The following is a 24205-nucleotide window of genomic DNA, read 5'->3' as shown; positions in this document are numbered from 1 at the left end:
TGGCGAACGGCCTAAAAGCCGATCGCCTTAAGTCGTAATCCGGCGCTTTCATCCAAACCAAACATGATGTTCATGTTTTGTACGGCCTGGCCGGATGCGCCCTTAAGTAAATTATCCATTATGCTGATAATGAATATTTTGTTATCGTGTTTTTTTACCTGTATGAAGCACTTATTGGTATTTACAATTTGCTTTAAGTCGATATCCTTATTGGTAACATGCGTAAACGGATGGCCTGCATAGTAACTTTGGTAAAGGTTTAACGCTTCAGCTTCGCTTAGTTCACTTTCAGTGTATATAGAGGCAATGATCCCCCGGGTGAAATCACCGCGATAAGGTATAAAATTGATAGCTTTACCAAAGTTGCCCTGTAATTGCTTTAATGACTGTCCTATCTCGTTTAAGTGCTGATGGTTAAAAGCTTTATATACAGATAGGTTGTCGTTTCTCCAGGTAAAATGCGAGGTAGGCGAGAGGCTTTGGCCTGCACCTGTAGAACCCGTTGTAGCCGTTATATGCACTTCGTTATTTAATAAACTTTTACTTGCCAGGGGCAGTAAACCCAGCTGCAGGCAGGTAGCAAAGCAACCCGGGTTAGCGATATTTTGGGCTGATTTTATGTTTTCGCGATTCAGCTCCGGTAAACCGTATACAAATTTTTTATTTTTAGATACTGCATTTTGGCTTAACCTGAAATCCTGACTAAGATCAACAATCTTAATATAATCAGGGATATCGTTAGTCTCTAAAAACTTACGTGCATCCCCATGGCCAACGCATAAGAAAAGTACATCTATATTCTTGGCCAGTTCCGACGAAAAGGTTAGATCTGTATCGCCAAACAGGTCCTTGTGCACATCATATACGTGGTTGCCTGCGTTGCTATTACTATGCACAAAAATTATATCCACATTGGGGTGATTAAGCAGTATGCGCAGCATTTCGCCGCCAGTGTAACCGGCACCGCCAACTATACCGGCCCGTATCTTAGAGGTTGATTCTGTCATTCTTTGTATTAGGATATGAATATAAAATAAACTCAAGGTCTGCCTGGTCCTTATTGCTAATGAAGTGCTTTTGACCTGGATTTATCTGTATTCCCTGTTGGGGCTTTAAAACACTTTCAAAGCCATCAATGTTAAACACCGCCCGTCCCTTCAAAATAAAAAACACTTGTGTAGCCTTTTCATGATAATGCATTTGCTCTGCAGTATCCGGCGGCATCAACTCCTGCTTAACTGAAATTGCATCGGTTTCAATGAAAGCCCAGCCGTGGCAATCGTCGCCCCAGTTGTAATGCTCAATGCATTCAGATTTTGAAAAGGCTAAATTTACCATTAACCGTTTACCTTGTGGTATATCATCACCTGGTTACCAAAAATTTTGCTAAAGCCTTTAACATCTTCGCCGCTCCAGGCATTGTTCATTTCACCGTAGCTGCCAAATTTGTTCGACATCAGGTCATGATCAGACTCAATACCTATCACCTGGAAACGGTAAGGATTTAGCTCAACAAATATTTTACCGCTCACCTGTTTCTGCGTATCGTTAAGGAAGGCCTCAATGTTACGCATAATAGGATCATGAAACTGACCTTCATGAAGCCAGTTGCCATAGAATGATGATAATTGATCTTTCCAGGAAAGTTGCCATTTTGTTAGCACATGTTTCTCTAAAGTGTGGTGTGCTTTGATGATAACCATTGGAGCTGCAGCCTCGAAACCAACGCGGCCTTTAATACCAATAATGGTATCGCCAACATGGATATCACGGCCTATGCCGTAAGGTTGTGCTATAGCTTGTAAGGCCTGTATAGCTTTAGTAGGGTGATCGTAAGTTGTGCCGTCAATAGCGGTTAGTTCACCTTTTTCAAACACCAGCTCAATAGTTTTAGGTTCGTTGCTGGTAACTTGAGTAGGCCAGGCATCTTCAGGCAGTCCAAGGTTTGAGGTAAGGGTTTCCTTACCACCTACGGATGTACCCCAAATGCCTTTATTGATAGAATACTTCGCTTTCTCAAAATTCATCTCAACCCCGTGCTTTTTCAAGTACTCGATCTCTTCTTCGCGGCTTAATTTTAAATCACGAATAGGGGTGATGATCTGTACATCCGGTATCAGAATATTAAAGATCATATCAAACCTTACCTGGTCGTTACCGGCACCGGTGCTGCCATGGGCTACAAACTCGGCACCTATTTCTTTGGCGTAATTAGCAATGGCTGTAGCCTGACTCACCCGTTCGGCACTTACAGAAAGGGGATAAGTATTGTTTTTTAATACGTTACCATAAATAAGATAGCGCACACAGGTGTTGTAAAAATTTTCGGTCTCATCTACCGTTTTATGAGTAGTCACGCCCATTTGGTAGGCACGTTCTTCAACGCTCTTCAGTTCTTCATCGCTGAAACCGCCTGTGTTTACAATTACCGAGTGTACCTCATAACCAAGGTCGCGTGTTAAATAAATACAGCAAAAGGATGTGTCTAATCCGCCGCTGTATGCCAGTACTACTTTCTTTTTCTCCATTTTTTTTTGGTAGAGATGCGATACTTCGCATCTGGTATTATGTTATAATAAATGCTATTAAGCTGACGCAGGTTTTGTGTCTATAATTTTGCTTTTAAGTAATTGAAACAAATTTCTCCATTCTACGCTTAATCGCAGCTTCAATACGCTCCAAAAGCGTAGCCTTATGAGTGATTTTTTTCATTTTTTCCTCATATTGTTTTTGTATCTCTTCAGGGTCAAAAAGCATAGCTGTACACATACAATTTTTGCGGTTCTTGCTCATCAAAATATCGTAATTTACACAACTCCGGCAGCCTTTCCAAAACTCCTCGTCTTGGGTAAGTTCAGAGTAAGTCACTGGTTCATAACCCAAATCTGAGTTTATCTTCATTACAGCAAGGCCGGTTGTAAGGCCAAATATCTTAGCTTTAGGGTATTTTTTACGCGAAAGTTTAAATATTTCTTCCTTGATGGCTTTTGCCAAACCTACCTTACGAAAAACAGGATTCACAATCAGTCCGGAGTTAGCAACGAAATCGCCATGGCTCCAGGTCTCAATATAACAGAAGCCGGCCCAGGTACCGTCTTTGTGTAGCGCTATTACCGCCTTGCCTTCAAGCATTTTATTGGCAACATATTCGGGCGACCTTTGTGCTATACCTGTACCGCGCGCCTTTGCCGACTCGGCCATCTCATCACAAATTATAGGCGCAAAGTCTGCGTGTTGTGCAGATGCTACGATTATATCAAAATCTTGTATGGTCATTATAAATAAACAGAAAAATTACCGGTAAATTATTGGCTTTGTTTGCCTTAATAATTAGATGGACATTGTGTAAAGAAGTTTAAGTCGGCTTCTTTGTTTTGGGTAAAGGCTCCTGAAGCAATTCAAAACCGAGGGATAAACACCCGTCGTCGGCATGGAGAGAAAAACAAAATAACAGAAGACAAAACAGCGCTAACAGAGGCAAATACGGCCTTGGTGTTCATTCTGTTTATATTTTGTTTTTTCATTGTATATTAAAAGTTGAGTGGCTTTTAAATTTGTGCAAATTATTGCATTATATTTTATTTATGCAAGAAAAAACTGCTATTATTTAACGATGAAATTAAAACATTACAATTGAGAAATAATAGGTTAACAAAGTAGCATATATACTACGATTTAATATAAGTAGGACATTGATAATAATGATAAATACTATTACCCCGAAGATAACATTGATTAATGCGACTATGTGTGATGGATACTTACGTTTACCTATAGTTTAGAATAAAAGAAGATTTTGTTATGAAAGTGTGATAGAATGCAATCAATCGCTTGATCATTAGCACCATAAGGATGAATGCTGAGTTATATTTAAAGGCATAAATGCTTTTATAGTAGCAATCCTGCAATTATCTGCTTATTGTAATCAATTCAGTTGTGCTGGTTCCACTTTTAGTATTTTCCTGTATGGATAAAACTTCACCTAAACCAGGTTTGGTCCATACGGTAAGCTTATCAGTAGAAGTCAAGGTATTTGCCAAATTACCGTTTATATAAGTATCAATTCTATTATCAACATCGTATTTCCATACAGTGCAATCATATTTTCCTGACGGGATCTCGACAGTTTCCTGGCGCACCGCTGTTCCGTTATACCTGGTAATGGTCTGGCGGCTTTCATATAGCAGGGCATTTGAACCTGTACCCATAACGGCTTTAAGGTAAAACTTAGTAGGGCCGCCGGTAAACTTTAAAGAGCTGCCAACCTTTGGCTGGTTTTCCATTATCATGTTAAAAGGCATGCCTGTTAAACTTGTCTGCAGTATCTGGCCTCCCGATTCCTCAACGTTTTTTCGCATCATGTTCAGGTATCTTGCCCATTCCTGTGCGGCATACACTGTGGTTATGGTAGTACCATTTCTATCATACATTTTATTTTTCAGGTGAAGTTCTTCTCCATTAAAACTCATGGTGGTCATGATTTCCGAGACCTTCATACCAGCAGAATCCTTACTACCTAAATTTCCTTTGTAAATTGTGTGAGCAGAGCCATCTTCGGCGGTGAACTTATAAGCATAGATATACCCTTCTTTAGGTATATAATTATCAGTATAATAACCACCAAGCGTATCTGGTTTGTCGTCATCCTTTTTAATATCTGCGCTTTTTTTACAGGAACTAAATAGTGTAAACGCAAGCAATACAAAAAATAAAATGCCGGAGATGCTTTTTCCGGATAGCTTTTTAGTCATAACAATAATTTAACAAGACAAAGTTTGGTCTCTTAAAATATTATAGAAAATATTGTCGCTAAACAGCCAATTCTGGCAGACGAATAACAATAAACAGCATTTAATCGGCCAGTGTTTAACTACTTAACAATTCCGATAAGAGGGTAGCATAATATCATTTTCTTTCTGATTAAATAGGAAAAAGTATCTATCAGCAAAGAAGTAGCACCTTGATTGTTTGGAGATAGCCTTATGCTACCATTGATCAATTTGTATAATTGGGCAAATAAAAGCATATCGCACATAAAAGCATCACGCGAAAAGTATGAAATGGTGATGGTTTGATGAGACAATTGGCAATGTCATAAAATGGAAATAGAGGGTAAGGATAATTAAAAAGCCGGTGTAATTGCCCGGCTTGGTTTTGTGATAATAAAGTGTTGATAACCTGATGGTTAATTGAGGTTAGTTGAATAGAAGCGAGTGTTTAAGGCGATGTGCAAATTTTACAGACACTTACGAGATACTTTCATTTGTCTGGTTCCGTTCTTTAATTTCAAAATAGCATTGGTCACAAACTACTTTGATGTTTGCAAGAGTCATTGCCTCATCCGTCCATTTACCTTCTTTAAGTCTTATTTTCTCGCATTCATCACACCATGCTTGACGGTCATCGTAAGGATGAATCATTGGGTCAGAATCAAATGCCTCATGAAAGCCAACAGAAGTATAATTGATTAGATGTTGGCATACAAAGGCTACTTTGTCTGAAATATGTTTGTTGCAATTAACATATTTATCTTTTAAATCCTCGTATTCTTCGTGAGTTAGTTCATTTGTAAAAATGAAATAAATGAATAAGTGGTCTTGAGGGATTCGATAACAACCAATTGTATTTAGCAATTTTGCTGAAATTGCTGTCATTTCCCAGCCAGTATATTCATCGCCTTCAAATAATCCTTTGGTTAGTTGTTCAAAGTTGTTATCTGCACCAAAGGTTGTTACCTTTTTCAGAGGTCTGCTAACATGTTTCGGTATAGAGCTACTATTCCATGACCAATTCCATGTGTTGGTTTTTGTAGAAAATGATCCAACATCGACGTATTTGAAATACAGATTTCTCCCATCGTCTGATTTGAAATGAAAAGCACCGGTAACATGATCATAAAACCAATGTTCATAGCTGTCAATGTTATACAACTTCATGAACTCAGGTTGCAATGAAATGATATCTGTCACACAGCGACTTTTATAATCTTCAAAATTTTGCTTTGACGCATGCATCAGTTGGGTACTACTTTCTTAAACAAATAAACTCAATATCCCATAATAAAGACACAGTAAGCCAAATATACGTTCAACTTATGGTCATAGCATTTGTACATTAGAAGATCCAAATTTCTGATTATTTTTAGAAGTTATTGAACTCTCAAACATTTAAAAGAATGAAGTGTGATGGGAAATTTACCCAATCAGCTTTTTGATATGAATAACCGGAGCAAAGCGGGTATGCAACAATTGTTAAAACTGAACATAACTTGCCAAGCATCATTTTAACATGCATATTATTCAAGGAGGATAAGAGCTTTAATCTTACTAGCATTTTTGCCGACTCAGCAATTAGGCGTGTTTATTATCGCCGATGACATACAAAGCCAGGAAAGGGTCGGAAAGATGAAAAAATACCAGTTAATAATTAAGTAGTTGTAGGATATTTAATGGTACTGGTTATTTACGGAACGTTATACCGGCAAAATCTACCAACCGCTCTCCTTTATTTGTCTTAAAGGTAACCGTAAAGCCGCCAAATCCAGCGTTAACGCCTGAAGAAAGTGCATGGTTATTGTCGATAACATCCAAAGGGATCTCATTGGTACTGCCCATAGTCTTGAGCCGGCACATCAGTACTTTATCTGGGGTAATGTACAGCTCAACGCTTTTAAACTTGCTGTCGCCGATTAGCATCTGATAACCGTATTGATGGTATAATCCTGTTCGCTTCTGCCAAATACTGACGTCGATCGGCTTCAGTTGATAACCCCAGCTATACTCCCTTTCTCCATTCCGCTGGATCAGATAATGATACCCCCGGATGTTGGTAAAGAAAAAACGCTGGTTACTATTTTTCATCAGCGTATCCTTGCCGCTAACCTCATAAGGCGCATATTGATTTGCGCTGAGCGGCTTCAAGATAGTTATTTTATCGTTCTCACGCATTCTAAGGTATTTATTCGCTACAGAAATGGTTGCATAAGATGTCGCTTTAGCATAGCTGCCTTCGTGTTTCTTTAGATCGGCTGGGGACACCTGAACAATATGAGAAGTATCATTGACTAACCCCGTTACCGGAGCAGGAAATAGATCAGAAATACGCAGTCCGAACCTGGGCAGCAGTTTAAAGCAGAAATCTTCTGCCGCCTGTCCTCCCTCGGCTGTATTGGTCATTACTATAACAGCAGCATTTTTCTCTGGAAAGAGCAGCAATTTGGCCTGGGCAAAACCAGCGCTGCCTGCGTGGTACATTGCAAAGGTCGAGTCGTTTTTGAACATAAACCAGCCCAAGCCCTTCTTGTTGGTTTCTATCGGTACCGATACATTTTGGAGGCTGAACATCTCATGAATGGTGCTCGCTTTAATAATAGAATTGGTTTCGCCCCGGTAAGCTTTCAGCAAGCCTGTCGCGTATTTAGTAAAATCATTCAGATCTGTGTAAATACCCCCAGAAGCGATATCCCGGAGTTCAAACACCTTGAAGTTTTGTCCATAGGCATATATTTTACTTCGGTTCTGTAGGCTGTCCATAGCGAATCCGCTGTGCGACATAACTAAAGGATCAAGGATATGGCGGTGAATATAATCAGCATAGTCCTCTTTGCTAACGACCTTAATGACATTACCAAGTAAATTATAGCCCGCATTTGAATAAAGCCCTACCATGCCAGGCGGGTATAACAAATAGGTCTGGTTTATAAAGCCAGGAATATCAGTATATTTTCCGCTTTCCAGGTCCGAGTTTTTCCAGATGTCTGATTGGATGCCTGAGGTATGGGTCATTACCGCTCTCACCGTGATCTTATCTGGACTGATGCCCGGCCTTGCCATCGGGCGAAATATGGGTAGGTAGGTTTTTAACGGTTTATTAATATCCAGTTTCCCCTGCTCATTTAACTGCATCAATGCCAATGCAGTAAAGGTCTTGGTTATAGAACCGATATTGACCACCGTCTGAGGCGTCATTGCAATTTTGTTTTCTCTGTCGGCATAACCGAACCCCTCTTGCCAGATTACCTTACCATCGAGTATGATAGCAGCACTCAGTCCGACAATATGGTCAGATGCCATTTTTTCGTTAAAATATTGTTCAGAAGTTTTGATAAGATCGGTTTGGTCAGCAGTTTGCTGCGCAACAGCGCTGGTAGTAATTAACAAAAGGGATAATAACAGCATCTTCATAACGCTAAAAATAACATTTTCTAATCTTTAAAAATCTGTTTTTAACTAGTATGATAGTCTCAAGAATGGGCATTAAACTCTAAAAGAAGCGCTCCTCGTTAAAACGAAGGTTTTGAGTGCGAACCGCTGTTTGCTCCAGGTTTTTGTATTGATCCGTACTACTGAACAACTAACCTTGGCAGTTTGCTCGCGTGGAGTTTTAGAAGTGATTTAAATGAAAAACGTTCGCAAGTGCTTAGCAACTTGCGAACGTTTGTACCTGGGGCGGGAATCGAACCCGCACTGCATTTAAGTGCAACAGGATTTTAAGTCCTGCGTGTCTACCAGTTCCACCACCCAGGCAGGTGATTAACCTTTTAAAAATAAATCCCTTCGGCTGGGAAGGGATTGGAGCGAAAGACGAGATTCGAACTCGCGACCCCGACCTTGGCAAGGTCGTGCTCTACCAACTGAGCTACTTTCGCAATGGTTTACGCATACTTGAAATAACTGTCTTATTGCGTTTGCGTGGTGCAAATATAGAGAGAAATGAATCTTCTGCAAGTAAAAAGTTAACTTTTTTTTAAGTTTTTTATAAGTTGCTGGCTTTCAAAACATCAGCGGTAACGTCTGTTTCGTATCCGCGGCTAAGTGCATACTGCTGTAGTTTATAATGCCTTTTAAAAGGCTCCTTTTCGGAAATAGTAGCGGCTTTTTTCTCCAGGATCTTTGTCAGCTTTTCCAGGTAATTATCAGGATCTATCATGGAGAGCGATTTTTTTATAAGCGCAGGGGATACCCGTTTAAATTTTAAACCCTGCTTTATTTTTATTTTACCCCATCCTTTTTGGTTAAATTTACCAAGCGTATAAGCCCTTGCAAAACGTTCTTCGTTTAAAAAGTTATTTTCTATCAGCCCGGTTATAACATTTTCAACGGCATCTGGCCAAAGGCCCCATTCATACAGTTTATCGCGCACCTCCTGCTGGGAGCGCTCCTGATAAGCGCAGTAATGCTCGGCTTTCGCCATAGCGGTATTTATATCAGTTATTTTAATTTTTTTAGAGGCTTCCATCAAACCAAAATTCGTCAAAATTCTTCTCTTTGCAGAAATATACACAAATTAGTACCATGCAAGCTACCTATACTGTAAGCCAGATTAAAGGCATTATTTCTGCATCTGGCAATATAGCTGAAGATATAACCATAACCATACTGGTAACTGATAGCCGGCGAATCAATAACCGTGCTACATCGCTTTTTTTTGCGCTCAGCGGCCGCCGTAACGGGCACGAATTTATTGCAGATGCCTACACACGGGGAGTTAGGAGCTTTGTTGTAAACAGCCAGCCTGATATGGCGGTTACAGATGCTACTTTCCTGATTGTGCCGGATGTACTTACCGCCTTACAATCACTTGCAGCATATCATCGCAAGCAGTTTAGTCTTGATGTAATAGGGATAACCGGCAGTAACGGAAAAACAATTGTAAAAGAGTGGTTATACCAGTTAATGTGCCCCGAAAAAAATATTGTACGTAACCCAAAAAGTTATAACTCGCAAATAGGTGTGCCTTTATCTGTTTGGCAGATCAACTCGGCAAACAACCTTGGGATATTTGAGGCTGGTATATCAAGACCCGCTGAGATGGATAAGCTTGAGGCTATTATACAACCTAATATAGGTATACTTACACATATGGGCACAGCTCATGACGAAGGCTTTGACTCGCCCGAACAAAAACTACAGGAGAAGTTAAAGCTTTTCAAAAACTGCGAACAGATCGTTTACAATTATGACCTGCTGATAGATTTTCCGGATGATATGCGAGAGCGTAAGTGCTTTACCTGGAGCCGTAAGTTTAATATCGCCACGTTATATGTATTCAGCGAGACATCTATCTCAGGCAAATACTATATGCGGGCTATATATAAAGAAGAGGAGATAGAATGCCTGGTTCCGTTTAAAGATGAAGCGTCTATTGAGAATGCTATCGTTTGCTGGGCAACTATGCTGGCTTTGGGTTATACACCAGCCCAATGCGATGAACGTATTGAGCGCCTTACCAATGTAAGCATGCGCCTGGAGCTGAAGGATGGTATAAATGACTGCTCTATTATTGATGACTCCTACAACTCTGATATTCAATCATTAGAAATAGCTCTGAATTTTTTAAGCCAGCAAAATCAGCATCAAAAGAAAACACTTATACTTTCGGATATATACCAATCGGGCCTGCAGCTAAATGCATTATATGAGCAGGTGGCACGGCTAATCAACAATGCTAAGATTGACCGTTTGATAGGAGTAGGCAACTCAATAGCTGAGTACAAAGAGTTATTTGATGTACCAAAAACCTATTTCTTTACAGATACACCTTCATTACTTAAAGATCTTGTTCGCCTGCATTTACATGAAGAGACGATCTTGATAAAGGGATCAAGAAGCTTTGAATTTGAAAAGATAAGCCGGGCGCTTGTACAAAAGGCTCACGAAACCATTTTAGAGATCAACCTTAATACGCTGATTAATAACCTTAACTTTTATAAGGCCAAGTTACAGCCTGGTGTAAAGATAATGGCCATGGTTAAGGCTTTTTCTTATGGCAGCGGTACTTTTGAAGTAGCTAATGTGCTTCAATATAACAAGGTCGACTATCTGGCTGTAGCATATACAGATGAAGGAATAGCCTTACGGGAAGGCGGCATTGAGTTGCCGATAATGGTTTTAAATCCCGAACCTCTTGCTTTTGACAAACTTGTTGCCTATAAATTAGAACCGGCATTGTACAGTTTTACCTTATATGATGAGTTCATAAAGTTTGCGCAGGATGAATTGATTAGCAGTTACCCTGTTCATATTAAAATTGATACCGGCATGCACCGTGTGGGATTTGAAGCTTTTGAAATAGAAACGCTTTGTGACATGCTGGAAATTAACCCGTATATCCGTGTAAAGTCGGTTTACTCGCATCTTGTAGCCAGCGATGCTGAAGAGCATGACCTTTTCACCTTAAAACAAATCACTTCCTTCGAAAACGCTTTCCGGCAAATAGAAGATGCACTGGGTTATCAAGTTATCAAACACATCGCCAATACATCTGGTATAACCCGCTGGCCTAACGCACAGTATGATATGGTAAGGCTGGGTATCGGGTTATATGGTGTAGACGGAGCTGTATCACGTGATGACACGGGGTTGCAACCTATTGCAACCTTAAAAACAACCGTATCGCAGGTGAAAAGAATCCCGGCGGCTGAAACCATAGGCTATATGCGTAACGGCAGCTTAAAGGCCGATGGTAAGATAGCCACCGTGCGTATAGGCTATGCTGATGGCTACTTAAGGGCATTTGGTAATGGGGTGGGTAAAATGCTGGTAAACGGCGTGCTGGTGCCTACTGTAGGCAATATTACTATGGATATGTGCATGTTGGATGTAAGCAATGTTGAGGTAAGGGAAGGCGATGAAGTAATAGTGTTCAATGAGCAGCAGCGTATAGAGGAACTTGCATTACAGATTGGCACTATACCTTACGAAATATTAACAAATGTTTCACAGCGTGTAAAAAGAGTGTACTTTTACGAGTAGATTTTTTTTCTGCTGGCAGATGTCTAAAGTATTCCGTGCGCTATTAAACTATTTTATAAAGGGGCTGCTGATAGTAGTGCCCTTAGGCGCGGCTTTTTTCCTGGTTTTCTGGATCATATCTCGTATAGATAATGCGCTCAACCTGAGCAGCGAATTTTGGGTAGATAGCCAGGGAAAACCATTATACATACCCGGTCTGGGCATACTTACCGTGATCGTTGCCTTGCTAATAGCCGGCATATTGGTAACCAATGTAATTACAGACCCTATAAAGGCCTGGTTTAATCGTTGGATTAACCGCCTGCCTTTGTTTAAATTCTTATACTCATCCATAAAAGACCTGACTGAAGCCTTCGTAGGCGAAGAAAAGAAATTCAACGAACCCGTTATTGTAGAGATAAATGAGTTCGGTTTGAAAAAAATTGGATTTCTTGTACAAAAGGACCTTTCCAAGCTTGATTTACCTGGAGATGTAGCCGTGTATTTTCCGTACTCTTACTCTTTTGCGGGGCAGGTAGTAATTGTATCAGCAAGCAAGGTTAAGCCCGTTGATAAGAATGCCGCTGATATGATGAAGTTTGTTATATCCGGTGGGGTTAGTGGGTTAGAATAGTATTTGGCGGTAAAGTTTTAGAGTCGTCTTTCTTTTTAAAGCTTCTGATTGTTAACAGTACACTTATCATCATTAATATAGCGCCCATAAGAAATGGTGCTCCAGGGAAATATATGTCAGATTCTTTGGTTGTGAAGTGATGAAACAGGCTTGTCATGAGGAGTGGGCCAACAACAGTTGTTATGCTTACCAAACTGGTTAATGCGCCCTGCAATTCGCCCTGCTCATTTGCGGGTACATGGTCTGATATAAAGCCTTGCAGCGCCGTGCCACCAAGGCCGCCAAGGCAATAAGGTATCATAAAAATATACATTAGCCACCCAACGTTGTTAAAGGCGATCAGTATCAAACCTATGCCGTAAAATGCTATACCGGCAAGTATGTTCTTCCTAAGGCCAAATTTTGGGATAGTCCACCGTACAAAACCGCCTTGTATGCCCGCGATAAGTAATCCTATGAATATACCTAAAGAGCTGATGCTGGGTAAGGTCCATTTAAATTTTTCGATAAGATAAAATGGCAAAACACTTTCTACCGCTTTCTGGCCTATATAAACAATGGTATAGGCAGTTATAAGTGTGCTTACCGCTAACGAGTATTTGCGCAATCTTAATAACGAGCCTACCGGGTTTGCCCGTTTCCACATAAACGCTCGTCTGTTCTCTTTTGCCAACGACTCGGGCAGTACCACAAGGCCATAAAAGAAGTTTAAAAAAGCCAGGCCCGCTGCAACCAAAAACGGTATTTTAATACCAATTTCACCCAAAAAGCCACCTAAGCCAATACCCAATATAAAACCAAGGCCAGTCGCCGCGCCAATAAGTCCGAAATTTGCCGCCCTTTTTTCTCCCGTGCTTACATCTGCTATGTATGCCGTTGCCGTAGTGGTGCTTGCGCCGGCCATACCGGCTATAAAGCGGCCTACAAACAACCATGCAATAGTAGGGGCATAGGCCATAGACAGGTAATCGATACCAAAACCGAATAACGAAGTAAGCAGTACAGGCCGCCTTCCATATCTATCGCTCAGGTTGCCTAAAACCGGCGCAAAAATAAACTGCATGGTGGCGTAAGTAAAAGTAAGCCAGCCACTGTACTGGCTTGCCATGCTGATGTCAACACCAGCCAGTTCCTCCAAAAGCTTTGGCAGAATAGGGATTATGATACCCAAACCAAGTACATCAATAAAGATGGTAACAAAAATGAATCCTAATGCAGCTTTGCCGTGTTGGGCGGTTTTAGTCATGGGCTATTTAATGAAGGCTGCTGTTATAATAAACATTATCGCCGGATTGTTTTTCTTTCCTGAAACTGCGGACGGCCAGAATAGCGCCTATCAGCATTAAAGCGGCAGCAATATAATAAGGTGCACCTGGTAAAAATACAGGCGCCTTAGGGCTTGTAAAATAATAAAATACGTAAGTCATGAACCAGGGACCAAAAATCGAGCTCAGGCTCATTAAACTGGTAAGTCCGCCCTGCAGTTCGCCTTGTTCGTTTTTGGGTACTTCGTTAGTCATAACACCTTGTAATGCCGGCCCGCATATACCGCCTAAAGAGTAAGGTATCATAAAAGCAAACATCATCCAGCTTTTAGTTGCAAGGCCAAATAGCAGCATCCCTATAGCGTATAATACTAATCCCAGCCAGATACTGCGCTGCTGGCCAAGTTTAGGGATAGCAACACGTATAAGACCGCCTTGTACAAGTGCTATCATCAAGCCAATAAAGCCTAATGAATAGCCAACGGTATCTTCGCTCCATTTAAATTTTTCTATAGTGTAGAACGTCCATACGCTTTGTACGGCATGGCCTGCAAAATAAACGATGAATAAGCAGGCAGCCAGGCCTATAACCGCCGGATACTTTTTAAGCTGAAGTAATGAACCCATGGGGTTAGCCCGCTTCCAACTGAATTCTCGGCGGTGTTCTTTATCTAACGACTCGGGTAAAATAAAGAAACCATAAGCAGCATTAAGCAGTGCAAGGGCCGCCGCCGCATAAAAAGGGTAGTGGGTGTCCAGCTTACCTAATATGCCGCCTATAACCGGGCCTATGATAAAACCAAGACCAAATGCTACGCCAATCATTCCGAAGTTCTGCGCGCGTTTTTCAGGTTCGCTTACATCAGCTATGTAAGCAGATGCCGTAGTAAAACTTGCGCCTGTAATACCTGCTATAACCCGGCCTACAAATAGCCACCCAATAGTTGGAGCAAATGCCAGGAAAAGGTAATCGATACCAAAACCAAGCAGCGAAAACAACAATACCGGTCGCCTGCCATATTTATCGCTTAAATTACCAACCATTGGCGAAAACAAGAATTGCATTACCGCGTAAGCCACAAGCAGCAACCCAGAGTACCGTGAAGCCTGGCTGATGTTGCCATGTATAAGTGTCTCAATCAGTTTAGGAAAAACAGGTATAATAATGGCAAGGCCAATAACATCAATTAATAACGTTACAAATATAAAGCGTAGGGCAGCCTGTTTCTTTTTAGGTTGTAGCGGGTCCATTAAGTTGTAAATAAACAACTAATATTTAATTAATTCAGCTAATGCCAGAGTTTAATTCAATAGCTGGTCTGTAAACAGAGCCGGCTATTGAATTTTAGAAGTTTGGTTTCAGCACATACTTATCGTAGAAACGGAAGATATGCTCGGTAGCTTCTTCAGCGGTATCAACCACGCGGTAAAGGTTTAAATCGTCAGGGCTGATGTTATGTTCTTCGTCCAGCATGCGTTCTTCCACCCATTTAAACAAGCCACCCCAATAATCGCGGCCTACAAATACTATCGGAAAGCGTGCAATTTTACCGGTTTGTATGAGTGTAATCGCTTCAAATGATTCATCCATAGTGCCAAAGCCGCCAGGTAGAACAATAAAGCCCTGTGAGTACTTCATGAACATTACCTTCCGCACAAAAAAGTAATCAAATTCCAGCAGTTTATCCCTGTCGATATATTTATTATGAAATTGCTCGAACGGAAGCTCAATGTTCAGGCCTACCGATTTACCTCCTGCCTCATAAGCGCCTTTATTTGCTGCTTCCATAATTCCCGGGCCACCACCGGATATAACCCCATAGCCCCGCTCTGTTAACAATCGTGCGGTATCTTCGGCTATTTTGTAAAATTTATTATCAATATGTGTACGCGCCGAACCAAAGATAGATACGCATGGGCCAATTTTAGCCAGTTTCTCAAAGCCGTCTACAAACTCGGCCATTATTTTAAATATCTGCCAGGAATCGGTTACCTTAATTTCCTGCCAGTTCCTGTTTTCAAATGCTTGTCTTATTTTCTCGTCACCAGTCATGTTCAAAATTTAATCCGGACGCACAGAATGAGCTAAATCCGGAAGGTATATATATTACAATAATTTGTTTGGTAAGTTTTATACTGAGCCTTTTAAACTGGCAACCGGCTGATTAAGCCTTTGTTTTGATGTAAGCCAAAGCCCCATAAACGTGATCAGCCCATTTACAATGATCAACTCATTATCAAAAACGTAACCGCCTAATATTTCTTTAGAATCGGTACTTAAAAAGTAACAAACCGCCGGAGAAATTAGACAGATGAAGGGAACAAATTTATCATTAACCTGCCTGCTGCTCATGAAAAGGCCAAAGCTGTACAAACCAAGCAACGGGCCGTAGGTGTATGAAGCAACTTTAAATATGGCAGTTACTACAGCATCGTTATTTAGGGCGTTAAACGCAATAATGGTTAAAAACATCAGGCCGGAAAAAGCGATATGCACATAGTGCCGCAGGTTAACCATCTTCTTGCTATTTGTGTCCTTTCGTTTATTGAAGCCTAAAAAGTCAACACAAAAAGATGTAGTTAAAGCCGTAAGCGCCGAATCGGTAGTGGCAAAGGTTGCCGCAGTTAGCCCCAGCATAAATACCATGGCAGGTATAATGCCTAAATATTTTAACGCGATAGTAGGGTACAGGTAATCGGTTTTTTCGACAGTGATGCCATTTTTAGCTGCATACATATACAGCAGGGCGCCAACACTCAGGAAAAATATGTTTATCACTACAAAAACCGCTGTAAAACTGAACATGTTTTTTTGCGCCTCTTTGATGTTGCTTAAGCTCAGGTTTTTCTGCATCAGGTCCTGATCCAGGCCGGTCATGCCTACGGTAATAAATAATCCGCCTAAAAACTGTTTACTGAAATGAAAATGACTGCTCAGGAAATTTTCAAAAAAGAAAATCTTTGAATAACTGCTTTCTTTGATAGCCTCAGCCGTCTGAAAGATGTTCATGTCCAGGCTGCGGCATATAAAATATATCGACAGAAACACGGATGAAACCAAAAACAGTGTCTGAAGGCTATCGGTTATAATAATGGTTTTTAGACCACCTTTGAACGTGTACGACCAGATGAGCAGAAGGCAAATCAGTACCGTAATACTAAAGGGTATACCGTAGCTATCAAAAATAAACCTTTGCAGCACAATAACCACCAGGTAAAGCCTGAAAGCAGAACCTATAGTGCGGCTTAATAAAAATATAGCTGCTGCAGTTTTGTAACTCCATGTACCTAAGGCATGCTCAATATAACTGTAAATTGATGTTAACTTCATGCGGTAGTACAGCGGTAAAAGCACCGTGGCTATGACTATAAAGCCTGCGGCATTGCCCAATACAAATTGAAAGTATGCAAACTGGTCGCCGCTTGGGGCGCCGACTTTACCGGGTACAGAAATAAACGTTACACCGCTAAGCGCAGTACCTATCATGCCGAAAGCAACCAGGTACCATTTGGAATTACGGTTTGCTATAAAGAAGGTATCATTGTCTGATGACTTGCGTGATGTGAGGTATGAAATAACCATCAACACCAAAAAGTAACCTATAATAAATGTAAGAAGTACTCCGGGCGACATAATTTAATTTAACGTTGTGCCCTAAAGTAAATGATTATGATATAGTAAACAAAAAAGCGGAAAAGATATTTATTAACGATATTTTTGTGCGCCGGCATTACAACTGTTCAGCCGGATGTTTATGCTCAATAGTACTGTTCAAATGAATCGCCTCAATCAACTGTTTTCGACAAAGAAACAAAATTTGCTTTCTATATATTTTACTGCCGGTTACCCGAATTTTAACAGCACGCTTGATATTGCCGAGGCGCTTGAAAAAGCGGGCGCCGACTTCCTGGAAGTTGGGTTTCCATATTCCGATCCGGTTGCTGATGGCCCTATTATCCAGAACAGCTCACAAATTGCTTTAGACAATGGCATGACGCTTAACGCTTTGTTTGATCAACTTAAAGGTTTACGCGAGCGTGTTAATGTCCCTGTATTGTTGATGGGGTATGTTAATCCAATAGTTCAATACGGGGTTGAGCGTTTTTGCAAAGAAGCAGCAGCCGTTGGCGTTGATGGGGTAATTGTGCCGGATTTGCCAATGTATGAATATGAAATGCTTTACCGGGATTATTTTGAAGATAATAACCTGAGCAATATATTTTTAGTTACACCTCAAACCTCTGAGGAGCGCATACGCAAAATAGATGAGCTGAGCAATAGTTTTATATATCTTTTATCATCTTCATCTATAACCGGCGGCAACCTTCAACTTACCGAAAGTATAGAAGGTTATTATAAACGCATTAAAGGCATGGAATTAAATAATCCGGCGATCATCGGATTTGGTATTTCAGATCATCAGACATTTTCAAAAGCTTGTGAATATGCAAATGGGGCTATAGTAGGTAGCGCGTTTGTGAAACTGCTTGCTCAGGAGAATTATCTTGCTCAAATCCCCGGCTTTATAAAAAGTATCAAGGGCTAAACTTTTATCTATATCATAAATATTCCTGTAAATCACCTTTACCTTCGCGCAAAATCTCAAAGTCGCCTGATGTGCAATCAACTACAGTTGAAGGTATATTCTCGCCATAACCACCATCTATCACAATATCAACCAGTTCCTGATATTTTTCATGAATAAGCTCGGGGTCTGTTGAATACTCAATAATGTCGTCATCGTCATGTATAGAGGTTGATAGGATAGGATTACCTAAAACTTTCACTATCTCGCGGGCTATATTGTTATCCGGTACACGTATACCCACTGTTTTTTTATTGGAACTTAAAAGTTTTGGTACTGCATGGCTGGCATTGAAGATAAATGTGAATGGCCCTGGCAATGCTTTCTTCAGCAAGCGAAAGGTGGCGTTATCTATTGGTTTGATATAATCAGATATATGGCTAAGGTCGTAGCAAATGAAAGAGAAATTGGCTTTTTCCGGTTTAATGTTTCGTAACCGGGCTATCTTTTCAATAGCTTTCTGGTTTGTAATGTCGCAGCCTAAACCATAAACTGTATCGGTAGGATAGATGATCAGACCACCTTTGCGTAATACATCTGTCACCTGCTCGATGGCCCTCGGATTTGGATTTTCGGGATATATCTTAATCAGCATACTGGTACAGCAAATATAAACCGTAAATAGTTTTAAAAAAAAGAAGCCATTCCGTTAGGAATGGCTCAATAATATATGAAGCAATCAATCTGTCATTAATCAATTGCAATAAGTTTTATGCCTGTTTAGCGAATTGTACGTTGATGATCAGTTTAATGTCTTCACCAACTACAATTGAACCAGCTTCTGTTACGCCATCCCATGTCAAACCAAACTCTTTACGGTTAATTTTGCCCGTTACTTCAAAACCAGCTTTGTTATTGCCATAAAAATCAGTAGCAGTACCACCGTGCTCAACATCAAGGGTAACTGGTTTAGTAACCCCTTTAATGGTAAGGTCGCCGTTAAGTTTATAATCATCGCCATCTTTTGTAAATGATGTTGATTTAAAAGTAATTTTTGGATGCGAAGCAGCATCAAAAAAATCAGGTCCTTTCAAGTGCTCATCACGCTGGCCCTGGTTGGTATCTATGCTGTCAACATCTAATGAAAAATCGATTGTTGCATCATCAAAGTCATCGCCCTCTGTTTCCAGGGAGCCTTCAAAAGTTTTGAACGAGCCCGTCACTGTTGATATTACAAGGTGTTTAACTTTAAACTGAACCTCTGAGTGCATTGGATCTAATACCCATTTTGTTGTTGCCATGATATTTTTAGTTTGTTTTGTTAGACAAAGGTATAAATTGTATGTTTAAACATATAATTTACTTTTTGATATTACAATAGTCAGACAATTAGATTAATAACAAGTTTTGACAACATTATTGTTTTATTGATTTTAACAAAAAAGGGGGCAGATGCCCCCTTTAATACTTAAGCAACTATATATTATTGTGCTAAAACTTCTTTAACACGTTCTGCAGCTTCTTTTAACAAAATCGCAGAATAAACTTTCAAACCAGAGTTATCTATCAGTTCTTTAGCTTCTTTGGCATTAGTACCCTGCAAGCGAACAATAATTGGCACAGGAATGTTTCCAATTTCGTTGTAAGCATCAATCACACCTTGTGCTACTCGATCACAACGTACTATACCACCGAAAATGTTGATCAGGATAGCTTTAACGTTAGGATCAGACAGGATGATGTTAAAACCAGCCTTAACAGTTTGCGCGTTAGCAGTACCGCCAACGTCAAGGAAGTTGGCAGGCTCACCACCGGCAAGTTTAATGATATCCATAGTAGCCATTGCCAAACCTGCACCATTAACCATACAACCTACGTTACCGTCAAGTTTTACATAGTTAAGATTGCTTTTGCTTGCTTCAACCTCGGTAGGGTCTTCTTCAGCGGTATCGCGCATAGCCGCGTAATCAGCATGGCGGTATAATGCGTTATCATCCAGGTTTACCTTGGCATCAACAGCCAAAATTTTATTATCAGATGTTTTCAGGACAGGGTTGATCTCAAATTGTGAAGAATCTGTTGCTTCATAAGCTTTGTAAAGAGCGGTTATAAATTTAACCATATCTTTAAATGCTTCGCCGCTTGTACCAAGGTTAAAGGCAATTTTACGTGCCTGGAAACCTTGCAAACCTACTTTTGGATCAATTTCTTCTTTAAATATTTTTTCAGGAGTTGAGTGTGCAACTTCTTCAATGTCCATACCACCTTCGGTAGAGTACATGATGATATTACGTCCTTTTGCACGATCGAGCAGTACGCTCATGTAATATTCCTTGGTTTCGCTTTCGCCTGGATAATAAACATCCTGCGCAATTAAAACCTTGCTAACTTTTTTACCTTCCGGGCCGGTTTGCGGGGTAACCAATTGCATACCGATGATCTGGCTGGCTAACTCTTTTACCTGATCCTGATTTTTGGCCAGCTTTACGCCACCGCCTTTACCACGGCCGCCGGCATGAATCTGCGCTTTTACCACAACCCAGTCGGAGTTGAAATCTTCTTTCATTTTTTGCGCTGCAGAAACCGCCTCTTCCGGCGTTTCAGCAAGAATGCCTTCCTGTACTCTTACGCCAAAGCTCTTTAAAATAGCTTTGCCCTGATATTCGTGAATATTCATATTGTCGAAGTATTTGCGGTAAAGCTACAATTTTGTTTTTTATTTTAAAGTTGATAGCGCTTATAATGAATATTAGTTTCATTAATAGCAGCATTGCTGCTGATTTTTTACAAAAGTACTACGCTCTTGTTCATCTGCCTATACAATAGGGGCAAAAAATAGTAACTTCGTCTTATGCTAAAAGCGCAATCCATCCATAAATCGTACGGCAACCTACATATTCTGAGGGGAGTTGATCTGGAAGTAAAAAAAGGGGAGATAGTAACCATTGTTGGTGCATCCGGAGCAGGTAAAAGTTCCTTGCTGAATATATTGGGTACTTTAGATACACCCGACAAAGGCAATATCTATATAGATGGTACAGAGGTAAGTAAGCTCAATAACAAAAACCTAAGTATTTTTCGTAATCAGCGAATAGGATTTATTTTTCAGTTCCATCATTTACTGGTAGAATTTACGGCTTTAGAAAATGTTTGCATTCCTGCTTTTATTGCAGGAACACCTCGCCAGGAGGCTGAAAAGAAAGCCGTAGAACTGCTGAGAATGCTGGGCCTGGAGCACAGGATAACGCATAAACCCGGGGCATTGTCTGGAGGGGAGCAGCAAAGGGTAGCCGTGGCCCGTGCATTGATTAACAACCCGGCCCTGATATTTGCTGATGAACCATCAGGTAACCTCGACTCTAAAAATGCACTGGAATTGCATGAATTATTTATAAAACTTCGGAAAGATTTTAATCAAACATTCGTGATAGTGACACATAATGAAGATCTGGCGGATATGGCCGACCGCACCATATTAATGAAAGATGGTTTAATTGTAGAAAGTTTATAGTGAAAGTACTTATAACCGCAGCAACTTCAGCAAGGGCATACCAGCTTAAAGCAGGGTTAGATGATGCAGATGTTATATTAGGCGATTACAATGAGGTGCCGGCTTTTATGAAAATGCTTACACTGCCCAACCCCGCAAGTGATACCTATACCCACGAGATGCTGACGCTTTGCCTGGATAATAAAGTTGAAACCGTTTACCTGCTCAGCCGGGCAGAAGCGGATGTTTTGTTAAAATCCAGTCAGTTGTTTTATGAATACAATATCGATTTGATTGATGCCACTAACTTATAACGATATAGATCAGCGTAAGAAAGCTTTTATTTTTGAACTGGATAATGTGCTTTTTCCTGCCAAGGATTACTATTACCAGATATATTACCTGTTTGCTAATCTTTTGGAGTATACCGAATTAAATAACGCAGCAAGGACAACCGAGCTGATGATAAATACGTATAATACTAAAGGTGAGGAAGAAGTTTATAATGCGCTTTTAAATCAACTCGATATTGATGAGAAATACCGCAGTAAACTTGAGCTGATGCTGTTAACATCAAGATTGCCTTTAAAGCTTTTGCTGTATAAAAATATGTTAGCATTTCTGCAGGAGATTGTAACAGACCGCAAACAGGTATTCGTTGTAACAAACGGTGATCCTCAAATGCAACTGAACAAAATAAGACAGGTAGAGTGGCACGGGCTTGAGCCGTATTTAACCTGCTATTTTGCGAATGAAACCCTACCAAAACCTGAACCTGACATTATAATGCGGTTAATGCAGGAGCACAATTTTGAGCGAAGGGACCTTTTTATGATTTCTGGTTCTGAAACAGATATTCTATGTGCAGAGGCATGCGGTATAGATTATGCCGGAGCTGATGAAATAATATAATTACCACAGTATAATTTATGTAAATTAACACCGTTAACTCTCTGAATATTAATAAAAGTATGCGAAAACTATTATACTCCGTCTTTTTGCTTTCAGCAATTTTTATCGCTTCGTGTAAGAAAGATAATAAATTCACCCCCGGAGTTGACGGGCCATCGAAGGAGGGTTCGACACTTGACTTGATCAAAGACTCGATTTATTTATACGCGCAGCAAACCTATTACTGGAATGACCTGCTACCTACTTACGCCAAGTTTCATCCGCGCGCATATAATGGTTCCACAGATTTAGAAGCTTTATCAAATGAAGTTGACGCATTGACTCAACAGACCGTAAACCCTGAAACCGGCAAAGCTTATGAGTACTATGAAGATGCTCCCGGCTATGCTAAATATTCTTTTATCGATGATGGCTCTACCTCGGGTGAATTGAATGGTGAACAAAAGGATTTTGGCTTTGCCCCGGCTTATGAAACAGATGAGGACTTGCGTGTAAAATATGTTTATCCGGGGTCGCCTGCCGATGTAAAAGGTATCAAACGCGGATATCAAATCACCGCTATAAATGGCCGTAGTGGCAGTGGGTTAGAGTATGATAAGGGCGGCCCAAACGTTAAATTTATTGTGAACGCTTATGCTTATAGCAAAAGCATTACCATGACACTTAAAAAGCCAGATGGCTCAAAGTTTGATGCTACGTTATCTGCCTCTAATTATCAAAAAAACCCTGTATTGGTTTCAAAAGTGATTGAAGCGAATGGTAAAAAAGTTGGTTATATTGCCTTTAACAGTTTTGTGTCGTTAGAACTGGCGCAGGCACCATTGCTTGCCGCATTCAATACATTTAAGTCGGAAAATATTTCCAGTCTGGTGGTCGATCTGCGTTATAATGGTGGGGGAGAAGTTGAAACTGCAGAATATTTGACAAATCTGATTGCGCCTTCTACGGTTAATGGTACCGTTATGTTTAAAATGTACTTTAATGAAACAATGGCTAACGGTAAGGCAACAATACTCAAAAATCAGCCATTCACCTTTCAGGGAAAACATTATACCATGTTTGATTATAGCTTTAAATCAGATGATAATGTGTCCCTGTTTTCAAAGTCTGGTTTGCCAAACTTAAGTTTAAACAATGTTTTTTTTATAGTAACCGGTTCCACGGCATCAGCCAGCGAACTTACTATCAACAATTTGATCCCTGTTTCTGGTTTAAATGTAAAGCTTATAGGCACTACCAGCTACGGAAAGCCAGTTGGCTTTTTTCCACTTAAAATTAACAAGTATGAGCTTTATGTTCCACAATTTGAGACAAAGAATTCATTGATTCAGGGAGGCTACTATACAGGTATGAAACCAGGCTCATCAAAGTATCCGGGTAAAGAGGCCGCTGATGATTTGACTAAAGATTTTGGCGATCCTTCTGAACTATTACTTTCTTATGCGTTGAATTATGTAAATAAAGGAACATTTGAAGAATCTGGCCCGAGGGTTCAAAGTTTGGCAGCAGGACAAACCTTTTCAGCCGACGAATCGAGAGAAGCAGGTATAAAAATGGATGGGAATAAATTTAAAGGAATGATTCTGAAAAATCTTAAACCTAACTGATATATAAAAATTTTACAGCCGGATATTAAACATGTCCGG

Annotated in this window: 22 protein-coding genes and 2 tRNA genes; 7 read left to right on the top strand and 17 right to left on the bottom strand. The window is 40.3% G+C overall.

The annotated features are described in order from the left end of the window. Window positions 1-11: 11 nt before the first annotated feature. The 10 genes from argC to ACFQZX_RS10190 all read right to left on the bottom strand — a co-directional run bounded on the left by argC (window position 12) and on the right by ACFQZX_RS10190 (window position 9237). On the bottom strand, window positions 12-1007 hold the full coding sequence (gene argC, locus ACFQZX_RS10235) for an N-acetyl-gamma-glutamyl-phosphate reductase (RefSeq protein ID WP_377114650.1): 996 nt from the start codon (window positions 1005-1007) through the stop codon (window positions 12-14). Continuing rightward, window positions 988-1338, bottom strand: coding sequence for a cupin domain-containing protein (locus tag ACFQZX_RS10230; protein ID WP_377114647.1), 351 nt, complete (start codon window positions 1336-1338; stop codon window positions 988-990). The genes argC and ACFQZX_RS10230 overlap by 20 nt, the downstream gene beginning before the upstream one ends. Then, window positions 1338-2528 carry an argininosuccinate synthase gene (argG, locus tag ACFQZX_RS10225; protein ID WP_377114645.1) on the bottom strand — a complete coding sequence of 397 codons (1191 nt, stop codon included), beginning with the start codon at window positions 2526-2528 and terminating at the stop codon, window positions 1338-1340. The genes ACFQZX_RS10230 and argG overlap by 1 nt, the downstream gene beginning before the upstream one ends. Window positions 2529-2622: 94 nt before the next feature. Continuing rightward, window positions 2623-3276 carry a GNAT family N-acetyltransferase gene (locus tag ACFQZX_RS10220; RefSeq protein ID WP_377114642.1) on the bottom strand — a complete coding sequence of 218 codons (654 nt, stop codon included), beginning with the start codon at window positions 3274-3276 and terminating at the stop codon, window positions 2623-2625. Between the two features lie 632 nt (window positions 3277-3908). After that, complete coding sequence (locus ACFQZX_RS10215; RefSeq protein WP_377114639.1) at window positions 3909-4751, bottom strand: hypothetical protein; 843 nt, start codon at window positions 4749-4751, stop codon at window positions 3909-3911. 495 nt (window positions 4752-5246) lie between these two features. Then, window positions 5247-6014 (bottom strand): DUF6882 domain-containing protein, encoded by a 768-nt coding sequence (locus ACFQZX_RS10210; protein ID WP_377114636.1) that lies wholly within the window; start codon window positions 6012-6014, stop codon window positions 5247-5249. A 444-nt stretch (window positions 6015-6458) separates the two neighbouring features. Continuing rightward, window positions 6459-8183 (bottom strand): serine hydrolase domain-containing protein, encoded by a 1725-nt coding sequence (locus ACFQZX_RS10205; RefSeq protein ID WP_377114634.1) that lies wholly within the window; start codon window positions 8181-8183, stop codon window positions 6459-6461. A gap of 256 nt (window positions 8184-8439) precedes the next feature. Further along, window positions 8440-8525, bottom strand: a tRNA-Leu gene (locus ACFQZX_RS10200). Window positions 8526-8571: 46 nt separating this feature from the next. Next, window positions 8572-8647: transfer RNA gene (locus ACFQZX_RS10195), tRNA-Gly, on the bottom strand. Window positions 8648-8754: 107 nt separating this feature from the next. Further along, window positions 8755-9237 carry a regulatory protein RecX gene (locus tag ACFQZX_RS10190; protein WP_377114631.1) on the bottom strand — a complete coding sequence of 161 codons (483 nt, stop codon included), beginning with the start codon at window positions 9235-9237 and terminating at the stop codon, window positions 8755-8757. A 56-nt stretch (window positions 9238-9293) separates the two neighbouring features. Here ACFQZX_RS10190 and ACFQZX_RS10185 point away from each other — a divergent pair, with 56 nt between their 5' ends. Both ACFQZX_RS10185 and ACFQZX_RS10180 read left to right on the top strand, forming a co-directional pair. After that, window positions 9294-11753: a bifunctional UDP-N-acetylmuramoyl-tripeptide:D-alanyl-D-alanine ligase/alanine racemase gene (locus ACFQZX_RS10185; protein WP_377114629.1), complete on the top strand. Its 2460-nt coding sequence runs from the start codon at window positions 9294-9296 to the stop codon at window positions 11751-11753. A 19-nt stretch (window positions 11754-11772) separates the two neighbouring features. Then, window positions 11773-12366 carry a DUF502 domain-containing protein gene (locus ACFQZX_RS10180; protein ID WP_377114626.1) on the top strand — a complete coding sequence of 198 codons (594 nt, stop codon included), beginning with the start codon at window positions 11773-11775 and terminating at the stop codon, window positions 12364-12366. Here ACFQZX_RS10180 and ACFQZX_RS10175 read toward each other — a convergent pair. The 4 genes from ACFQZX_RS10175 to ACFQZX_RS10160 all read right to left on the bottom strand — a co-directional run bounded on the left by ACFQZX_RS10175 (window position 12350) and on the right by ACFQZX_RS10160 (window position 17265). Further along, complete coding sequence (locus ACFQZX_RS10175) at window positions 12350-13612, bottom strand: TCR/Tet family MFS transporter (RefSeq protein ID WP_377114624.1); 1263 nt, start codon at window positions 13610-13612, stop codon at window positions 12350-12352. The two genes, ACFQZX_RS10180 and ACFQZX_RS10175, sit on opposite strands and share 17 nt — an antisense overlap. A gap of 7 nt (window positions 13613-13619) precedes the next feature. Then, a complete protein-coding gene (locus ACFQZX_RS10170; RefSeq protein ID WP_377114622.1) occupies window positions 13620-14882 on the bottom strand; it encodes a TCR/Tet family MFS transporter in 1263 nt (420 codons plus the stop codon). A 94-nt stretch (window positions 14883-14976) separates the two neighbouring features. Further along, complete coding sequence (locus ACFQZX_RS10165; RefSeq protein WP_377114620.1) at window positions 14977-15684, bottom strand: LOG family protein; 708 nt, start codon at window positions 15682-15684, stop codon at window positions 14977-14979. Between the two features lie 78 nt (window positions 15685-15762). Next, window positions 15763-17265 carry a sodium:solute symporter gene (locus ACFQZX_RS10160; RefSeq protein ID WP_377114618.1) on the bottom strand — a complete coding sequence of 501 codons (1503 nt, stop codon included), beginning with the start codon at window positions 17263-17265 and terminating at the stop codon, window positions 15763-15765. Between the two features lie 142 nt (window positions 17266-17407). On the opposite strand from ACFQZX_RS10160, the gene trpA reads away from it, so the two are divergent. Next, complete coding sequence (gene trpA / locus ACFQZX_RS10155; RefSeq protein WP_377114616.1) at window positions 17408-18178, top strand: tryptophan synthase subunit alpha; 771 nt, start codon at window positions 17408-17410, stop codon at window positions 18176-18178. A gap of 13 nt (window positions 18179-18191) precedes the next feature. Here trpA and ACFQZX_RS10150 read toward each other — a convergent pair whose 3' ends face one another. The 3 genes from ACFQZX_RS10150 to sucC all read right to left on the bottom strand — a co-directional run bounded on the left by ACFQZX_RS10150 (window position 18192) and on the right by sucC (window position 20834). After that, a complete protein-coding gene (locus ACFQZX_RS10150; protein WP_377114613.1) occupies window positions 18192-18812 on the bottom strand; it encodes an L-threonylcarbamoyladenylate synthase in 621 nt (206 codons plus the stop codon). Window positions 18813-18927: 115 nt separating this feature from the next. Continuing rightward, the gene (locus ACFQZX_RS10145; RefSeq protein WP_377114611.1) at window positions 18928-19458 is read right to left on the bottom strand and encodes a YceI family protein; all 531 of its coding nucleotides are present in this window, start codon (window positions 19456-19458) and stop codon (window positions 18928-18930) included. Window positions 19459-19640: 182 nt separating this feature from the next. Next, the gene (sucC, locus tag ACFQZX_RS10140) at window positions 19641-20834 is read right to left on the bottom strand and encodes an ADP-forming succinate--CoA ligase subunit beta (RefSeq protein ID WP_377114609.1); all 1194 of its coding nucleotides are present in this window, start codon (window positions 20832-20834) and stop codon (window positions 19641-19643) included. 174 nt (window positions 20835-21008) lie between these two features. Between sucC and ACFQZX_RS10135 the strand changes: the two genes are divergently transcribed. Genes ACFQZX_RS10135 through ACFQZX_RS10120 form a run of 4 tightly spaced genes read left to right on the top strand, consistent with a single transcriptional unit; the run spans window position 21009 to window position 24166 of the window. Continuing rightward, a complete protein-coding gene (locus ACFQZX_RS10135) occupies window positions 21009-21668 on the top strand; it encodes an ABC transporter ATP-binding protein (protein WP_377114606.1) in 660 nt (219 codons plus the stop codon). Next, window positions 21668-21961 (top strand): hypothetical protein, encoded by a 294-nt coding sequence (locus tag ACFQZX_RS10130; RefSeq protein ID WP_377114603.1) that lies wholly within the window; start codon window positions 21668-21670, stop codon window positions 21959-21961. Before ACFQZX_RS10135 ends, ACFQZX_RS10130 begins: the two co-directional genes overlap by 1 nt. After that, window positions 21945-22559, top strand: a complete 615-nt coding sequence (locus ACFQZX_RS10125) for an HAD family hydrolase (RefSeq protein WP_377114600.1) — start codon at window positions 21945-21947, stop codon at window positions 22557-22559. The genes ACFQZX_RS10130 and ACFQZX_RS10125 overlap by 17 nt, the downstream gene beginning before the upstream one ends. 59 nt (window positions 22560-22618) lie before the next feature. Beyond that, window positions 22619-24166 (top strand): S41 family peptidase, encoded by a 1548-nt coding sequence (locus ACFQZX_RS10120; RefSeq protein WP_377114598.1) that lies wholly within the window; start codon window positions 22619-22621, stop codon window positions 24164-24166. Window positions 24167-24205 lie beyond the last annotated feature (39 nt).

It is taken from the genome of Mucilaginibacter litoreus (assembly GCF_042676805.1).
Taxonomy (GTDB): domain Bacteria; phylum Bacteroidota; class Bacteroidia; order Sphingobacteriales; family Sphingobacteriaceae; genus Mucilaginibacter; species Mucilaginibacter litoreus.
Note: the sequence above shows the minus strand (reverse complement) of the source record. Positions and strands in the feature narration are given on the sequence as shown.

Excerpts from the sequence above, each read along its gene's own strand:
- ACFQZX_RS10190 (WP_377114631.1), bottom strand. The coding sequence starts at position 9,237 with ATGGAAGCCTCTAAAAAAATTAAAATAACTGATATAAATACCGCTATG.
- ACFQZX_RS10165 (WP_377114620.1), bottom strand. The coding sequence starts at position 15,684 with ATGACTGGTGACGAGAAAATAAGACAAGCATTTGAAAACAGGAACTGG.
- ACFQZX_RS10230 (WP_377114647.1), bottom strand. The coding sequence starts at position 1,338 with ATGGTAAATTTAGCCTTTTCAAAATCTGAATGCATTGAGCATTACAAC.
- ACFQZX_RS10210 (WP_377114636.1), bottom strand. The coding sequence starts at position 6,014 with ATGCATGCGTCAAAGCAAAATTTTGAAGATTATAAAAGTCGCTGTGTG.
- trpA (WP_377114616.1), top strand. The coding sequence starts at position 17,408 with ATGAATCGCCTCAATCAACTGTTTTCGACAAAGAAACAAAATTTGCTT.
- ACFQZX_RS10205 (WP_377114634.1), bottom strand. The coding sequence starts at position 8,183 with ATGAAGATGCTGTTATTATCCCTTTTGTTAATTACTACCAGCGCTGTT.
- ACFQZX_RS10160 (WP_377114618.1), bottom strand. The coding sequence starts at position 17,265 with ATGTCGCCCGGAGTACTTCTTACATTTATTATAGGTTACTTTTTGGTG.
- argG (WP_377114645.1), bottom strand. The coding sequence starts at position 2,528 with ATGGAGAAAAAGAAAGTAGTACTGGCATACAGCGGCGGATTAGACACA.
- argC (WP_377114650.1), bottom strand. The coding sequence starts at position 1,007 with ATGACAGAATCAACCTCTAAGATACGGGCCGGTATAGTTGGCGGTGCC.
- ACFQZX_RS10170 (WP_377114622.1), bottom strand. The coding sequence starts at position 14,882 with ATGGACCCGCTACAACCTAAAAAGAAACAGGCTGCCCTACGCTTTATA.
- ACFQZX_RS10215 (WP_377114639.1), bottom strand. The coding sequence starts at position 4,751 with ATGACTAAAAAGCTATCCGGAAAAAGCATCTCCGGCATTTTATTTTTT.
- sucC (WP_377114609.1), bottom strand. The coding sequence starts at position 20,834 with ATGAATATTCACGAATATCAGGGCAAAGCTATTTTAAAGAGCTTTGGC.
- ACFQZX_RS10120 (WP_377114598.1), top strand. The coding sequence starts at position 22,619 with ATGCGAAAACTATTATACTCCGTCTTTTTGCTTTCAGCAATTTTTATC.
- ACFQZX_RS10135 (WP_377114606.1), top strand. The coding sequence starts at position 21,009 with ATGCTAAAAGCGCAATCCATCCATAAATCGTACGGCAACCTACATATT.
- ACFQZX_RS10185 (WP_377114629.1), top strand. The coding sequence starts at position 9,294 with ATGCAAGCTACCTATACTGTAAGCCAGATTAAAGGCATTATTTCTGCA.
- ACFQZX_RS10150 (WP_377114613.1), bottom strand. The coding sequence starts at position 18,812 with ATGCTGATTAAGATATATCCCGAAAATCCAAATCCGAGGGCCATCGAG.
- ACFQZX_RS10220 (WP_377114642.1), bottom strand. The coding sequence starts at position 3,276 with ATGACCATACAAGATTTTGATATAATCGTAGCATCTGCACAACACGCA.
- ACFQZX_RS10175 (WP_377114624.1), bottom strand. The coding sequence starts at position 13,612 with ATGACTAAAACCGCCCAACACGGCAAAGCTGCATTAGGATTCATTTTT.
- ACFQZX_RS10125 (WP_377114600.1), top strand. The coding sequence starts at position 21,945 with ATGCCACTAACTTATAACGATATAGATCAGCGTAAGAAAGCTTTTATT.
- ACFQZX_RS10180 (WP_377114626.1), top strand. The coding sequence starts at position 11,773 with ATGTCTAAAGTATTCCGTGCGCTATTAAACTATTTTATAAAGGGGCTG.
- ACFQZX_RS10145 (WP_377114611.1), bottom strand. The coding sequence starts at position 19,458 with ATGGCAACAACAAAATGGGTATTAGATCCAATGCACTCAGAGGTTCAG.